Origin of the sequence: Kribbella sp. NPDC000426 (assembly GCF_040300265.1) — a bacterium.
Lineage (GTDB): Bacteria > Actinomycetota > Actinomycetes > Propionibacteriales > Kribbellaceae > Kribbella.
Genome location: NZ_JBEPDK010000011.1, coordinates 87,172 through 101,514 on the forward strand (window position 1 = coordinate 87,172; position 14,343 = coordinate 101,514).

The 14,343-nt window shown below is 68.6% G+C and carries 15 protein-coding genes; 10 read left to right on the forward strand and 5 right to left on the reverse strand.

Translation table 11 applies throughout. The features are described from left to right. Positions 1-120: 120 nt before the first annotated feature. The 8 genes from ABT313_RS41410 to ABT313_RS41445 all read left to right on the forward strand — a co-directional run bounded on the left by ABT313_RS41410 (position 121) and on the right by ABT313_RS41445 (position 4,966). Positions 121-1,047, forward strand: coding sequence for a CehA/McbA family metallohydrolase (locus tag ABT313_RS41410; protein WP_350866022.1), 927 nt, complete (start codon positions 121-123; stop codon positions 1,045-1,047). A gap of 96 nt (positions 1,048-1,143) precedes the next feature. Further along, on the forward strand, positions 1,144-1,896 hold the full coding sequence (ppgK, locus tag ABT313_RS41415) for a polyphosphate--glucose phosphotransferase (RefSeq protein WP_350866024.1): 753 nt from the start codon (positions 1,144-1,146) through the stop codon (positions 1,894-1,896). Between the two features lie 96 nt (positions 1,897-1,992). Then, the gene (locus ABT313_RS41420; RefSeq protein ID WP_350866026.1) at positions 1,993-2,538 is read left to right on the forward strand and encodes a sulfite oxidase-like oxidoreductase; all 546 of its coding nucleotides are present in this window, start codon (positions 1,993-1,995) and stop codon (positions 2,536-2,538) included. Between the two features lie 40 nt (positions 2,539-2,578). Beyond that, a complete protein-coding gene (locus ABT313_RS41425) occupies positions 2,579-2,959 on the forward strand; it encodes a nuclear transport factor 2 family protein (protein ID WP_350866028.1) in 381 nt (126 codons plus the stop codon). Between the two features lie 44 nt (positions 2,960-3,003). Continuing rightward, positions 3,004-3,255, forward strand: coding sequence for a hypothetical protein (locus ABT313_RS41430; protein ID WP_350866030.1), 252 nt, complete (start codon positions 3,004-3,006; stop codon positions 3,253-3,255). Continuing rightward, positions 3,248-3,577 (forward strand): hypothetical protein, encoded by a 330-nt coding sequence (locus tag ABT313_RS41435; protein ID WP_350866032.1) that lies wholly within the window; start codon positions 3,248-3,250, stop codon positions 3,575-3,577. Before ABT313_RS41430 ends, ABT313_RS41435 begins: the two co-directional genes overlap by 8 nt. 89 nt (positions 3,578-3,666) lie before the next feature. Beyond that, positions 3,667-4,335: a sigma-70 family RNA polymerase sigma factor gene (locus tag ABT313_RS41440; RefSeq protein ID WP_350866034.1), complete on the forward strand. Its 669-nt coding sequence runs from the start codon at positions 3,667-3,669 to the stop codon at positions 4,333-4,335. A 31-nt stretch (positions 4,336-4,366) separates the two neighbouring features. Continuing rightward, positions 4,367-4,966, forward strand: a complete 600-nt coding sequence (locus tag ABT313_RS41445) for a sulfite oxidase-like oxidoreductase (protein WP_350866036.1) — start codon at positions 4,367-4,369, stop codon at positions 4,964-4,966. A 4-nt stretch (positions 4,967-4,970) separates the two neighbouring features. On the opposite strand, the gene ABT313_RS41450 is transcribed toward ABT313_RS41445, so the two are convergent. The 3 genes from ABT313_RS41450 to ABT313_RS41460 form a co-directional block, all read right to left on the reverse strand. Further along, complete coding sequence (locus ABT313_RS41450; protein WP_350866038.1) at positions 4,971-5,744, reverse strand: SDR family NAD(P)-dependent oxidoreductase; 774 nt, start codon at positions 5,742-5,744, stop codon at positions 4,971-4,973. Between the two features lie 75 nt (positions 5,745-5,819). Beyond that, positions 5,820-6,800, reverse strand: coding sequence for a GNAT family N-acetyltransferase (locus tag ABT313_RS41455; RefSeq protein ID WP_350866040.1), 981 nt, complete (start codon positions 6,798-6,800; stop codon positions 5,820-5,822). 61 nt (positions 6,801-6,861) lie between these two features. Next, positions 6,862-8,079 (reverse strand): MFS transporter, encoded by a 1,218-nt coding sequence (locus tag ABT313_RS41460; RefSeq protein WP_350866042.1) that lies wholly within the window; start codon positions 8,077-8,079, stop codon positions 6,862-6,864. 150 nt (positions 8,080-8,229) lie between these two features. Here ABT313_RS41460 and ABT313_RS41465 point away from each other — a divergent pair, with 150 nt between their 5' ends. After that, entirely contained in the window at positions 8,230-8,610 is a 381-nt protein-coding gene (locus ABT313_RS41465; RefSeq protein ID WP_350866044.1) for a nuclear transport factor 2 family protein, read from the forward strand. Between the two features lie 3 nt (positions 8,611-8,613). On the opposite strand, the gene ABT313_RS41470 is transcribed toward ABT313_RS41465, so the two are convergent. Both ABT313_RS41470 and ABT313_RS41475 read right to left on the reverse strand, forming a co-directional pair. Further along, positions 8,614-11,640, reverse strand: a complete 3,027-nt coding sequence (locus ABT313_RS41470; protein WP_350866045.1) for an ATP-binding protein — start codon at positions 11,638-11,640, stop codon at positions 8,614-8,616. Positions 11,641-11,657: 17 nt separating this feature from the next. Further along, a complete protein-coding gene (locus ABT313_RS41475) occupies positions 11,658-12,764 on the reverse strand; it encodes a class I SAM-dependent methyltransferase (RefSeq protein WP_350866047.1) in 1,107 nt (368 codons plus the stop codon). A 124-nt stretch (positions 12,765-12,888) separates the two neighbouring features. On the opposite strand from ABT313_RS41475, the gene ABT313_RS41480 reads away from it, so the two are divergent. Further along, positions 12,889-14,343 carry an amidase gene (locus ABT313_RS41480; RefSeq protein WP_350866049.1) on the forward strand — a complete coding sequence of 485 codons (1,455 nt, stop codon included), beginning with the start codon at positions 12,889-12,891 and terminating at the stop codon, positions 14,341-14,343.

A 14,343-nucleotide genomic window follows, 5' to 3' on the forward strand; every position in this document is an offset into this window, starting at 1 on the left:
ATCTCCTTCTTACCACCGGGGTGGTGAGCCCGCCGGGTTCGACTTCAGCGGGCCCGCGGCTGGTCCGGTGGTTTCCGTACCGAGTTCAGCATCAGCCGCACCGACGCCACGCCCGGGTACGTGCCGGGCGACGTGATGCCCGGCACGTGGCACATCGTCCTCGGTCCGTACCAGGTCGCCCCGCAAGGCCTGGACTACCACGTCGAGGTCACCCTCACGTACGGCGAACCCGGCGCGAAGTACGTCCCGGCGTACCCGCCGACCAGGGCGAAGGGGCGCGGCCGGGACTGGTACCGAGGCGACTGCCACCTGCACACCGTGTACTCCGATGGCCGCAACCGGCCGGCCGACGTCGCAGTGGGCGCCCGCGCGGCCGGGCTGGACTTCATCGTGTCGACCGATCACAACACCAACGCCTCGCACGGTGCGTGGGGACCGTACGCCGGCGACGACCTGCTGATCGTGACGGGGGAGGAGGTCACGACACGCAACGGCCACTGGCTCGCGCTCGGCACGAAGCCGGGGCAGTGGGTGGACTGGCGGTTCCGGTCGCGCGACGGCGTGTTCGACCGGATCCGGCAGCAGGTCCACAAGGCCGGCGGGTTGTGCGTGTCGGCCCACTTGTACTGCCCGTGGATCGCGAGCGAGTGGAAGTTCGGGTTCGAGGGACTCGACGCGACCGAGGTGTGGACCGGCCCGTGGGGCTGGGACGACGACGCCGCGGTCTCCACCTGGGCGAACCTGCTGGCCGCCGCGGTGCGGGAGAAGAAGCCCTGGCTGCCCGCGATGGGCAACAGCGACGCGCACACCCCCGGGAACGTGATCGGCCTGCCGCACAACGTCGTACTCGCGGATGACCTGAGCAAGGACTCGGGAGCAGATCACGGTGAGTGTGCGGGTCAGCGGCGTACCGAACGGTCACGTGGCTCACCACTGCGCAGGCGGCCGCGTTCGTCCGTGCCGAAGTGCGCCACCCGCTCGCCGACGGCACGCCCGGCCACACCTCGATGGACCCGTCGCTCACCTTCGGCTCGATGGCTGCGTTGACCAACCCGATCTTCCTGGGCCGCGACTGAGCCGGGCGGTCAGCCTGTACGGTCGTTACGTGTCAATGGCGGGCGACGGGAGAGATAGGTGCCCAGCGTGAAGACTTCGACGGCTTTCGGGATCGACATCGGCGGCAGCGGGATCAAAGGTGCGATCGTCGACCTGGAGAAGGGCGATCTGGCGACGGAGCGGATCAAGTACCTGACGCCCAGCCCGTCCACACCGGCGTCCGTCGCCGAGGTCGTGGCCCGGCTGGTCAAGGAGGCCGGGTGGACCGGTGACGTCGGCGCGACGTTCCCGGCGATCATCAAGGACGGGGTGGCCAAGAGCGCCGCGAACGTCGACAAGAGCTGGATCGGGACCGACGTCGACAAGGTTCTCACCGACGCTACCCACTGCGACGTGACGGTACTGAATGATGCTGACGCGGCAGGCATCGCCGAGGCCCGCTTCGGCGCCGCCAAAGGCGTCCGCGGCGTGGTCATTCTGCTGACGTTCGGCACCGGTATCGGCAGCGCGCTGCTGCTCGACGGCCAGCTCGTGCCGAACACCGAGCTCGGCCACCTCGAGCTGGACGGCCACGACGCGGAGAAGAAGGCTTCCTCGGCAGCGAAGGACAACGAGGACCTCTCGTACAAGCAGTGGGCCAAGCGCGTCCAGCGCTACCTGCGGCACGTCGAGAACCTGTTCACCCCCGACCTGTTCGTGGTCGGCGGCGGCGTCAGCAAGAACGCCGACAAGTGGGTCCCGCTGCTCGAACTCTCCACCCCGGTAAAGCCGGCCCAACTCCTCAACAACGCCGGCATCGTCGGCGCCGCCATGGCCGCCCACGAAAAGTTCACCGAGTAACCCGCCACCGGAAAGATCGCGCCCCGGCCGCGACACCGAGGAAGTATGTCTATATCCAGAGGTTTCGTCGGCCGCCGTGCCGCAGAGTCCTCCCGAGTGCCACCCGGGCAGTACGTCACGCAGGATTTCCCGGTGCTGTCGGCCGGCCCGACGCCGTCCACGTCACTGGACACGTGGACCTTCACGATCCGCGGAGCCGTGGACGAGCCGGTCTCGTGGTCGTGGGCTGAATTCCAGGCGTTGCCCCGCGAGACGTTCACCGTCGACATCCACTGCGTGACGAAGTGGACCAAGCTGGACGTGACCTGGTCGGGCGTGTCGCTCGACACCCTCCTCGAAGCGGTGCAGACCGAGGCGGGCTACGCCGTGGCGTTCTCCGACGGCGGCTACACCACGAACATTCCACTCGCGGACCTGCGAGGTCGGAAGGCGTGGATCGTCGACCAGTACGACGGACGGCCGCTCGATCCGGAGCACGGCGGGCCGGCGCGTCTGCTGGTGCCGCATCTGTACTTCTGGAAGAGCGCGAAGTGGGTCCGCGGTCTGGACCTGCGGCCGACAGATCAACCGGGCTTCTGGGAGATGTTCGGCTACCACAACTACGGAAACCCGTGGAAAGAACAGCGGTACGACGGCGATTGACGCGGCAGATCACGACAACCCCTCACCTTGGAAGGTATTGATGACTATTCAGACTCCGCCTGACCCGACCGCCGGGGAGATGGCGAAGCAGTTGCCGCACGCGATCATGAGGTACCTGCGGGAGGCGGATCCGCAGCACAAGGCGAATGCTCATGATCTGCTGGCGGCGTTTGCCAGTGACGCGACCGTGGTTGACGACGGGAAGACGTACAAGGGGCACGACGAGATCCACCGGTGGCGGGAGACCGAGGGTAGCCAGTACACCTACTCGGTCGAGATCAGTCACGTGGAAAAGCTCGACGACGACCGGTATGTGGTGACGAGTCACCTCGAGGGTGACTTTCCGGGTGGCGTGGTCGACCTCATCTACCGCTTCACGCTCGCCGACGACCTCATCACTATGCTCGAGATCGCTCCCTGAGCGGCTTCTCCACGGGGCTGTCGGACAACTAGAGGCGGGACGTCATGAGCGGGTGGCGGGACGGGCTCGAGCGGTTCCTGGGAACCGACCCGCATGACGTCGGCTGCGACGGGGCGAGGTCCGTTCTTCATCTGTACGCCGAACTCGTCGCGTCCGGCGAAGACGCTGCCGAGCGCTTTCCCGCCGTGGCGTCGCACCTCGCTGCCTGCGAATCGTGCGCGGAGGACGCCGACGGACTGACGGCCCTGATCACCATGGACGACCGACCGGACGAGAGGACAGGACGCGATGAATGACGCGTTGCAGGGAATCCAAGCCGATGACGACGCCGCGGTTGCCGCCGCCGACATCCCGAAGGCGGTGACCGCCGGCCGGCTGACGTACGTCGACGGCGCCACCCAGGTGTTCACGGCCGACGGGCACACGACGTACTCCGAACGACGTGGTGACAGCGCGGGCGAGTGGTACGTCGACGACCAGGGCCGGTTCTGCTCGTTCTGGCCGCCGTCGTACCGGGCCTGCTACGCGCTTCGCTGGATGGTCGAGGACGCGCAGATCGTCGGACTCAGATTCACCGGCGGCGACGATGTGACCTTCGAGGGCCGGTACGAGCGGTAGGCCCGCGTGAACTGGACTGTATAGACCAGTTAGAGTCCATTCGCACGGAGTGGACTCGGTGCGAAATGGACTGTATCGTCCAAAGAGTTATGAAGCGCGAAGGGTCCGAGTTGGTGTCGCACGGGCGGGTCGTCTCTGCGGAGGTGGCCCGGGAGAACCGCACCTGGGTACGCGACCTGAGCAGTTGCGGGGACCGGCGCGAGCTTGCCTGCCGGCGCCTGTACGACGTGCTGCTGCGAGCAGCCAGAGCAGAGGTCGGCCGGCGGGCGGCCAGGCTGCGACTCGCCGGTCCCGAGCTGGACGACCTCGCGCATCAGGCCGCCGCGGATGCCCTGCTGGCGATCAGCGGCAAGGTCGAGACGTTCCGCGGTGACTGCAAGTTCACCACCTGGGCCTACAAGTTCGTGGTCTTCGACGTCGCGGCCAAGGTCAACCGGCACTTCTGGCAGCGGGCCGGTGTCGCGTTCGACGACGAGGACTGGGAGCGCCTTCCGGCCCGGTTCGGGATCGAGCCGGAGGAACAGGCCGAGAGCCGGGACCTGATGAGCGCCGTACGTCGTGCCGTCGACGAGAAGCTGACGGCGAAACAGCGGGTGGTCTTCGTCGCACTGGTACTCAACGGGATGCCCACCGAGGTGCTCGCCGATCAGCTCGGTGCAACGACCAACGCGATCTATAAGATGATGTTCGACGCCCGCCGCAAGCTGCGGACCGCTCTGGTCGACGCCGGCTACCTGCCGGACCAGCAGATCGCGTGAGCAGCAGCTCGCTGCCGGCAAGGAGGTCTTGATGGCAGTCGTCAATCGCGGCTTCGAGGGCAGGCGCGGATCGGATGATCACCGACTCCCGCCCGGCCAGCATCTCACCGACGACTTCCCGGTGTTGTCGGCGAGCGTGACCCCACTGATCCCCAAGGACAAGTGGGAGTTCACGGTCACGACGGAGACCGGTGAGCAGCGACGCTGGACGTGGAAGGACCTGCTCGCACTCCCGTCCGAGACGCTGGTCACCGACATCCATTGCGTCACCAGATGGTCCAAGTTCGGAACCCGCTGGGAAGGCGTTTCGGTCGACGCCGTCCTCGATGGCATCACGACCGAGGCGACCCACGTCATGGCCACCTCGTACGGCGGCTACACGACCAACCTGCCGTTGGCCGACCTCCTTGGCGGGAAGGCCTGGATCGCCTACCGGTACGACGGGCAGGACCTCGCGGCGTTGCACGGAGGCCCCGCCCGTCTGCTCGTCCCGCATCTGTACTTCTGGAAGTCGGCCAAGTGGCTGAACGGACTGCGACTGCTGTCGCACGACGAGCCTGGCTTCTGGGAGCGAGCCGGCTATCACAACCACGGTGACCCCTGGCTCGAGCAACGCTACGAGTTCGACTGACCGGTCAGTTGCGGCCGGCCATCACGCCGCCGTCGACGTTGAGGATCGTGCCGGTGATCCAACTGGCCTCAGGGGACAGCAGGAAGACGATCGCGGAGGCGATGTCCTGGGCTGTTCCCACGCGACCCAGCGGGTGAAAGCCGTCGAACTCCTTCACAGCCTTCTCGAGCTGGTCGGCCGGGATGAAGCCCTCGTACAGCGGCGTGGCCACGACTGCCGGAGCCACAGCGTTGACGCGAATCCCGTCGGCCGCGAACTCCATGGCCAGGTTGTGGGTCAGCGCATGCAGACCGGCCTTCGCCATCGAGTAGCCGGTCGCGGGCGTGGCCGCCACGGCCTGATGCGCCCACATACTGCCGATGTTGACGATCGCACCGCCGGAGCCGGCGGCCTTCATACCCCGGATGACGGTCTGGGTCAGGAAGAACGTCGCGCGGCTCAGCTCCAGGTACGCGTCGTAGTTCTCCTGGCTGTAGTCGAGGAAATCCCTGGGGATGAAGAACCCGGCCGCGTTGACGAGCAGCGTCGCGTCGGCGTGCTCGGCGGCGAGCTGCTCCTGGACGTCTTCCACCTGTTTGCGATCGGCCAGGTCGGCGGTGATGCCCCAGGCCTCTCCCTTCTTGCCGAGCTCGGCGACCGTCTCGTCGACCTTCGCCTGCTGACGCCCGACGATGACGGCCTTGCCGCCTTGGCCGACGACGTCCTCGGCGGTCTGCCGTCCCATGCCGCTGCTGCCACCGACGACGATGAGCTTGCGGCCTTCGAAGTACCCACTCATGAGGTTCTCCCTCGATCCCGGCCGGGCCGGGTTGGCCCGGATTCCCTTTGTCTGTGTGCGAATCGGGGATCGGTCTTACTGGTCGTCGGGGGTGCCGAACAAGTAATGGGACACGGCCGAATGACGGTTCTCGTGCTCGGCGGGCTCAGTCGGAAGGCCTCGTCCTTCCAGCTCGTCCCAGGTCGAGTCCGCGAGGCGCCACAGGTGCCGTGCGATGCGTCCGGCAACTCCCGCATGCGGCGAGTTGGGGTGCGGTCTCGTGGGCGAGCTCCACTGCCGTTTCGCCAGTGCTCGGGCCAGATCCGCGGCGCCGTCGGCGCCATGCAGCTGCTCGAGGTCGGAGACGACCTTCGTCTCATGAGTCTCGTGCGCGGCCAGCAGACGCTCCGCCTCGCGCCAAGTCTCGGCTGTGTCGAGGTCCAGAAAGCGTGCGTCACCGTAGGCGTGGCCCTTGAGCACGCGCAATGCCTGCTCGAACTCCTTGAGATTGGCGAGCAGGGCCGCGGCGTACGCACTGGACGACGTTCTGGAAGCTGCGAGCAGGACGTCGGCAACAGCCGCTGCGTGCTGCGCGGCAATGGCAGTGAACTGGTCCGCGATCCGGCGCCGGTCGAACCTGTCGATGCTCGGGTCCTCGGCAGCTGCGGCGAGCTCTCGGAGCCGGGAGTGCTGGGTGTGAATCAACTGCTGCAGCGGGTTGGAGCCGCGCTGGATCGAGGGATGCGACGGATCGAGGACCACGACGTACTCCGGATGTCCGTCGAGGAACCGCTCGACCGCAGGGCAGTAGTTCGTGATCCGGACTTCCGCGGCGATCAGGTCGTCGAGGATCGCCTTGATCAGCGCTGTCCCGAGCCCGCGTCCGCGGTGCTCGGCGGAGATCTCCGTATGTCCCAGAACACGCCGCGGGCCGAGAATCCGAAAGTCGAGCGTCCCTACCGTTGTCCCCGCCAGAAGCAGCTCGTACCTCCGCAGCTCCCCGTTCTCGACCACCGCCAGATTGCGCTCGGAGTCCTCCAGCAACGTCCGCATCGCACCGCGCTCTTCAGTCGACATCACTCAGCTCCAGGGGCTCGTCGTTCCTTACGGGAGTTGGTGTCGCGCTCGGCGGGCGTGCTTACGGCTCTTGGTTGTGGGGGTTGCGGGCGGCGACGGCCGTGAGGAGGGTGGCGAGCAGGGCGAGTCCGGCGTACCCGCGGGCGATCTCCGGGACGGTGAAGATGGTGGACAGGCGGGCGGAGATGAGGCTGGGAATGGTGGCGCCGCTGTAGCTGAGGAGGTAGATCACGGCGAAGGTCGGTGCGCGGTCTGGCAGGGTGCTGCCGAAGAGCAGGCCTCGGGTTGCGGCGCTGATGGCGATCCCTTGGGCGGCTCCTGCGATGACGGTTGCCGCTATGAACAACGGCAGTACGCCGGTGGTGATCGCCACGATCAGGCCGATCCATCCGGCCAGGAACGCGGCCATGCCGATGCGCTGAGCCGCCGCCGGTGAGAACCGGCCGCCAAGAGGAGCGCCGACCGCACTCGGCCCCATGTAGGCGGCGAACACCAGTCCGAGAACGAGCGAGTTCCTGGTGTGCAGCTGATCCGCGACCAGTGCGGGCACGAAAGCCTGGTAGAACGCCCCGGTCGCCCAGGTGGCCAGGAAGACGCCGGCCGCAACAGGAAGCAGGTGCCTGACTCGGACCGGTACGCGAACGCTGGGACGCAGCGATCGCCAACCACCCGGCCTCGGTGTCACGGTCTCAGGGCTGATGGCGACGAGTGCAACCGACAGCAGGAGCAGGCCGATAACGACCAGGTAGATCAAGTCACGCGGCCACGGGCCGAACTGGACCAAGGCACCGGAGGCGACGGCACCGACCGCGAGGCCGAGCATGACTGTCTGGCTCGAAGCGACGGACGCGAGCCAGGTCGGCCTGGCCGGCGCGCTGTCAACGACGTACGCCGTGAGGCTGCTGCTGGCCAGCCCGGCGCCGAGGCCCATCAGGAGGCGGCCTGCGATGAGGATGCCGATCTGATGCACGTTCAGGAGCAGCAGGCATGCCAGGGCGAGCAGTCCCAGGCTGGCGATGGCGATGGGCCGTCGGCCAACGTAGTTGGACAGGCGCCCCAGCAGCAGGAGCGTGCTGAGAGTGGCGGCGGAGTACGCGACGACCGTCAGCGAGATGTCGGCGTTCGTGAACCCTTCCTCGGCGCGGTAGATGTTGAACAGCGGGATGGTCGAGCCCACCGCGGCGAAGACCGCGATCAGCGAGGCCACCGCCGAGACGAACGCCAGCCGGAGCATTCTCTCCCGCCGGCGCAGGTCGATCACCGGTGCCAGGTTCTCCATCGCGCGTGTGCCTCTCTCCAGTTCCGCCCCCATCCACCTCATCAGCGTCGAACAGTCGCGCGGTCTTACCGACGACTCATCGGTAAGAGCGCCCACCGGACCGAACACTCATCACTTGCGCAGACAACGACCAGACAAGGGAGTAGAAGAATGAGCGACTTGGATCAGTCGGCCGAGGACCTGGGGATCCTCGAACGGCTCAACCTGGACTACGTCGAGGCCGACCAGGCCAGCGACGCGGCGCGCTTCAGCGAGCTGCTGGCGGAGGATTTCGTCGTACAGACTCCGGGCGTCACCCGCAATCGTGAAGAGTTCCTGCAGTACATCGCCGAGCCGCGCCCGTTCAAGGACCTCGCCGTCCACGACGTCAAGGTCCGGATCCTCAGCGACGTCGCGCTGATCCACGGTCGCAGCACCTACACGATGCTCTCCGACGGCAGCCAGCAGGAAGCGCTGTACACGGACGCCTACCAGAAGCGCAACGGCACCTGGTTCTGCGTCTCGGCCTGCGCGATCGCTCCCGGCACCTGACGGTTACTTGAGGCGCCAGGTGACGGGGTGGGTGGGGGAGTAGGTGCAGGACGTGCCGAGCTGGATGGAGGCGCGCAGGTGGGCGGCCAGGGCGGGGTGGCTTTGGTCGAGTTTGGTCAGTGTGTCGTGGATGCGGGCGCTGACCGTTTTGCGGGCTCGTTCTGTCTCGTCGTCGAGGCGTCGGGTGCGTCCGCCCAGGCCGGTTGCCGCGCGGAGTTCGTGCACCAAGGCGTCGCGTTCGGCGGACAACTTCTCGGCTCGGGAGGCGTCGCCGTACGCGTCGGCCTGATCGAGCTCCTCGGCCAGCGAGGCGAGCCGTGCCTTGTACTGCGCCCTGGCGGTCTCGTCGAGGACCGGATCGCGGCTGCTGCCGGCAGTCCCGGACCCGACCATGGCCGACACGTGCACCTCGTTGCCTTGAGCACCTATCAGGACGGCGAGGTCGCGCAGCCCCTTGGAGTCGGCCAGTTGGACCTGGACTCCGTCGTACGCGAGCTGCCAGAGCCCGTTCACCGGCCGGAACTCGTGGTCCGGGGCAACAGATCCGGCGAGCAAGGCCAGTTCCTGCTCGGTGACCCGCGCCCAGCCCGCGGCTCCGATCCGTTCATGCATGGCGAGGGCGGACCGGAGGTGCTTCTCGGCCGAGGCCGGGTCGCCGAGCGCAGCGGCGAGGGTGCCGAGGTGGTGGTCGACGGCGGCGTGGTACGACGCGCAGCCGCCGACCACCACGTGGGTTCCGGCGTACGGCCGCAGCCGGTCGTAGGTCCAGACCCGCTGGGCAGGTGTGCCGACCGCGGAGAACACGACCGCCGCGGCCGCGAGCCCTTCGAGGCCGGTCCAGACGGCGATGTCCAGCACGCTGAAGTCGCCCAGCGCGAGGGCGGCGGCGTCGAGTTCGCCGCGGACCGCGAGCGGCCAGGCCTTGAGGAGCGGGAACATCGGCCAGAGCGGATCGGCCGGATCGAGTTCGCCGGGCGGCGGTTCGGGGATGCCGAGGGCAACCAGCGCCCAGCGGGAGGTGCAGAAGCAGCCGACCGCATCCGGTACGCCGATGGCCAGGCCGAGTTCGAGTGCTTCCTCGCCGAGCCGGGCCGCCTCGTCGGCGTGGCCGGCGAGTTGCGCGAAGGTGGCGCGCCTGGTCAGCGCACCCCATCGCCCCCGGGCATGCCCGAGCCGGTCGGCGAGCGTGATGTAGGTGAGGAGCTCGTCGCGGCCCGCGGGATCACCCAGCTCCAGGAGTGCGGCCGCGCGCAACTGGTGGCCTTGGGCAACGAGATCCGCGTCGTGCGCAGCAGTCGCCGCATCGAGCATGGCGGCGATCAGCGGCAGGCGTCGTCTGGCTGTGCCCGGAGTCCACTGCGAATCGTGCTGTGCGAGTCTCGCCTCGGCGAGTGCCTGGCTGTCACCAGCAGCTGCGGCGAGCTCGACGGCCCGCTCCGCTGCTGCGGCAACCGTCTCGTCGGGTAGGGCGATCGAGCCATGCCGGAGCATGCGCGCCTTCGCGCCGTACACCCGCGATTGCAGGCTCCAGGAACCGTCCACTGCGCCCAGTCGGGCAGCGGCCTGCTCCAGGAGATCCAGTACGTCGGCACGGTGGGCACCAGACCTCTGCCCGAGTGACTCGATGCCGAGCGCGGCGCGTGCGAGGACGACCGCATCATCGGTTGCTCGTGCGGTCGCGGCCGCCGCGAGGTACTGCGTGCGTGCCTCGTCCCCGCGCCCGGCGCGGGCGTGCGCACCGGCCAGCTCGACCAGGAGTTCCCCGCGCGCAGGATCCCACGGTACGTCGGTCCGTTCGGCGTCGATCATTTGCAGGGCGCGCCGGTAGTGTCCGCAGGCGTCGTCGTGGCCCAGGCGGGTGGTTGCCTCCCGGGCCGCGAGGACGGAGTACTCGACGGCCTTGCGCCGGACCTGTGATCCGGCCGCGAGCAAATGGGCGGCCACGCGCGCGGCACCGCCGGGACGTTCTTGTAGCGCCAGGCCGAGAGCCAGGTCGATCTCGGTACGAGTCGTGGCGCTGAGGCCGCCGAGGATGGTCTCGCGGTACAGGTCGTGGCTGAGTCGCGGCCCGTCCGGCCCGTCGGTGACGACGCCGGCCCGACGCGCCTCGTCGAGCAGGCTGTTCAGCGCCATCTCGTTGCCGGCGGCACCGATCAGGACGAGCAGATCGGTGTCGACCTCGCCTCCGGCCACGGCGACACGTTCGAGCACGTGGACGCAGTCCGTCGACAGCCTGGCGAGTCGACGGCGCAGCGTCTCTGCAATTCCGGCCGGTATCGGCGGCGGCTGATCCGGCGTTCCCTGGGCAACCATCAGCCGAGCCAGTTCGCCGACGAAGAACGGATTCCCGCCGCTGCGCTCCCACACCTGATCGCCGAGCTCGGACGCGTCGGGTCCGACGATCGAGGTGACCAGTTCGCGAACCTGCTCGACACCCAGGCCACCGAGTCGTAGGTGCTGAGCGGTGGCTGCTACTGCCAGCAGGTCGTCGGACGCCTCGATATCGCGGTACGCGCCGGCCAGCACCAGCCGGCTGCCGACCAGTGTCCGCGACAGGAACCCGAGCAGCCGCAGCGACGCGGCATCCGCCCAGTGCAGGTCGTCGAGAACCACCAGGATCGGCCGCTCGGCCGCCAGCGCGGACAGGCATTGTCCGACCGCCTCGAACACACTGAACTCAGCGTCGGCGGCCTCGCCTGCGTCAATCGCCGCGTCACGGCCGTCGTTCGCCGGTGTCTCGACGAGGCGGCGAGCCTCGCCGAGGTCGACCGGCGCAACACAGGTTGCCCGCAGGATCTGCGACCACGGCCAGTACGGCGGAGCGCCGGGGCGATCCCAGCAGACACCTCGCAGGACCGTCCAGTCCGGGCCTGCGCGCTCGGCCAGCGCGGCGAGCACCGCGGTCTTGCCGATCCCGGCCTCCCCGCTGACCATGAGGAACTGCCCGGCGCCGGAAGCCGCGTCCCGGAGTACGGCGGTGGCCGCGGCCAGCACCGGTTCCCGTCCGACGAACCGTCCCCGTGGGTTCATAGCGTCATGATCGGTCGTCAGGGCCGTAGCTCCAAGACCAGGTTCAGCGGTGCGGGCAGATCCAGCCTGCGGACCCGGGTGAAACCCGCCTCGGCGGCCAGGGCACGGAGCCTCGTCTCGCCGGCCTGGGCGCCGAGCGGCTCCGAGGAGGTCGCGCTCTCCTGCGAGACGGCGTTCGGCGTGCAGGCAAGCGTCGAGACGGCGTAGAACATCCGGCCGGTCGGGTTGAGATTGTCCTGTACGTCGTCGGCACCCAGCGGCTCGAAGAGCAGGACGCTCCCGGACGCCGCGACCGCGGACCTGGCCCGGACGAGAGCCCCGAGCGGATCGCCGATGTCGTGCAGGGAGTCGAAGAAGGTGATCAGGCTGTACTCCGAGCCCGGCAGCTCGGCCGCAGCGGCAACCTCGAACCTGACGTTGTCCGGCCCGGCCTGCTCGCGCGCGTGCGCGACGGACGCGTCGTGGTAGTCGATGCCGAGCACCGGCGCGGCCGGGTACAGCTTGGCGATCGTCGTCGTCGGGAACCCGTATCCACAGCCGACGTCGACCACCGTACCGCCCTGGGACAGGGCCTCGGCGACCTCTGGCATCGCGGTGATCGCGGCGCCGATCAGCTCAGCGGGCAATGCGATCTTGGTGAAGGCGTCCGTACCGTGCCAGTGGTCGGCTGTGCGCTGATGCCACCCGAATCCCCGGCCAGACGTGAACGCGTCACTGAACGCACCGAATCCTTCACCCATCGACGTCAACATGGTCGCGCAGGCGTCGACCAGTGCGCCGCCGGGACCGTAGTGGATCGCTGCCGCGACAGGAGCCGACAGGGTGAAAGTCTCGCCGACGGCGTCGTACTCGAGGTAGCCGCCCGCTGCCTGGGCGCGCAACCATTCGCGGACCAGCGCGGGGTGTACCCGGACTTTGGCCGCAACCTCGTGGTCGGTCAGCGGACCCGCGTCGGCGAGTGCTGCCCAGAGCCCGCTGCGGGTGCCGAGAGCAGTGAGCAGGACGCCTAGCGACGCACCGAGTTCGGTAACGATCCTGCCCATCTCTGCCTCGACCGCGGCTTCGTCGACGACCGGCGCGACCGTCTCGTCCTGGACTGTGCTGATGGTGCTGATGGTGCTCATGATGTGGCTCCTGGTGTCCGCCGGTCGGCTGCCGGCTCCTACTTCAAGAGCGCGAGATCTCGTCTGGCGGCCCGCGAGGTCAGATCTCGCGCCTTCAGGGCAGGACCGTCGACAAGGAGCTGACATGACCACACCGCTCGCGGACGAGCTCGGCGAGCTCGACGCTGTCGCTCAGGCGGACCTGGTCCGCCGTGGCGAGATCACGCCGTACGAGCTCACCACCGCCGCGATCGAGCGGATCGAGGACCTCAACCCGACGCTCAACGCGGTCATCACCCCCTTGTACGACGAGGCACTCGAGGCCGCTCGATCGGTGCCTGCGGGGCCGCTGTCCGGCGTACCGTTCCTCGCGAAGGATCTCGTCGTGGAGATTGCCGGGACGCCGTTCAGCGAGGGCTCGCGTTTCGTCCGGGGCCTGGTCTCGCAGGTCGACTCCGAGCTCGTACGTCGGTGGCGGCGGGCCGGCCTGGTGGTTCTCGGAAAGACCAACACACCTGAGTTCGGGATGGTCCCGACGTGTGAGCCGCTCGCTCACGGGCCGACGCGCAACCCGTGGGACCCGAGCAGGTCGACCAGCGGATCGAGCGGTGGCTCTGCGGCGGCGGTCGCGGCGCGGATGGTACCGATTGCGCACGGCAACGATCTCGGCGGCTCGATCCGCTATCCCGCGTCGGCGTGTGGGCTGTTCGGCCTCAAGCCGACCAGAGCCCGCAATCCCCTCGGCCCGGAGTACGGCGATGCCGTGAGCGGCTGGGCCTGCGAGCATGCGCTCACCCGGTCGGTCCGCGACAGCGCGACGCTCCTGGACGCCACAGCCGGCCCCGCACTGGGCGATCCGTACGGGCTGCCGTTGCCCGCACACCCGTTCGCGGCCGAGGTCGGTGTCGATCCGGGCCGCCTGCGGATCGGGTACAGCGCCCGGACCGCCAACGGACGCCCGGCCCACCCGGACTGTGTCGCGGCGCTCGACGACGCGGTCGCGTTGTGCGCTTCGCTCGGCCACGACCTGGTGGAGGCGGAACTGCCCGGGTTGACTCCCGAGGTGGGTACGGCGATCGGCACCGTCTTCGATGCAGCGACCGCCTGGATCGTCGAGTACTGGATCCGGCGCCTCGGCCGGGTTCCAGCCGACGACGAGCTCGAACCGTTGACCCGGGCGTACTGGGACCGGGGCCGCCAGGTGTCCGCGGCCGGCTATCTGCTGGCGGTCGAGGACTGCCAAGCCTTCGCCCGCGTCGTGGCGCAATGGCTGACCGGGATCGACGTCTGGCTGACCCCCACCTTGTCGATGCCTCCAGCAACAATCGGCGACATCACCTCGACGCCTTCCGATCCGCTCCGGGCGGCCCGCGTCGGCGGCAGAACAGTCGCGTACGCCGGTGTGGTCGCCAACCTGACCGGCAACCCCGCGATGTCCGTTCCCCTGTACTGGAACGAGTCCGGCCTGCCGATCGGCGTACATTTCCTCGGTCGGTACGCCGACGAGGCCACCCTCTTCTGCCTCGCCGCCCAACTGGAGTCCGCCCGCCCCTGGGCACACCGACACCCCGCCACCGAGCGTCTGCAGGCGGGCCGCTGA

Bases quoted from the DNA above. Each gene is read 5' to 3' on its own strand.
- ABT313_RS41425 (WP_350866028.1), top strand. From the start codon at position 2,579: ATGACTATTCAGACTCCGCCTGACCCGACCGCCGGGGAGATGGCGAAG.
- ABT313_RS41430 (WP_350866030.1), top strand. From the start codon at position 3,004: ATGAGCGGGTGGCGGGACGGGCTCGAGCGGTTCCTGGGAACCGACCCG.
- ABT313_RS41435 (WP_350866032.1), top strand. From the start codon at position 3,248: ATGAATGACGCGTTGCAGGGAATCCAAGCCGATGACGACGCCGCGGTT.
- ABT313_RS41440 (WP_350866034.1), top strand. From the start codon at position 3,667: ATGAAGCGCGAAGGGTCCGAGTTGGTGTCGCACGGGCGGGTCGTCTCT.
- ABT313_RS41445 (WP_350866036.1), top strand. From the start codon at position 4,367: ATGGCAGTCGTCAATCGCGGCTTCGAGGGCAGGCGCGGATCGGATGAT.
- ABT313_RS41450 (WP_350866038.1), bottom strand. From the start codon at position 5,744: ATGAGTGGGTACTTCGAAGGCCGCAAGCTCATCGTCGTCGGTGGCAGC.
- ABT313_RS41455 (WP_350866040.1), bottom strand. From the start codon at position 6,800: ATGTCGACTGAAGAGCGCGGTGCGATGCGGACGTTGCTGGAGGACTCC.
- ABT313_RS41460 (WP_350866042.1), bottom strand. From the start codon at position 8,079: ATGGAGAACCTGGCACCGGTGATCGACCTGCGCCGGCGGGAGAGAATG.
- ABT313_RS41465 (WP_350866044.1), top strand. From the start codon at position 8,230: ATGAGCGACTTGGATCAGTCGGCCGAGGACCTGGGGATCCTCGAACGG.
- ABT313_RS41470 (WP_350866045.1), bottom strand. From the start codon at position 11,640: ATGAACCCACGGGGACGGTTCGTCGGACGGGAACCGGTGCTGGCCGCG.
- ABT313_RS41475 (WP_350866047.1), bottom strand. From the start codon at position 12,764: ATGAGCACCATCAGCACCATCAGCACAGTCCAGGACGAGACGGTCGCG.
- ABT313_RS41480 (WP_350866049.1), top strand. From the start codon at position 12,889: ATGACCACACCGCTCGCGGACGAGCTCGGCGAGCTCGACGCTGTCGCT.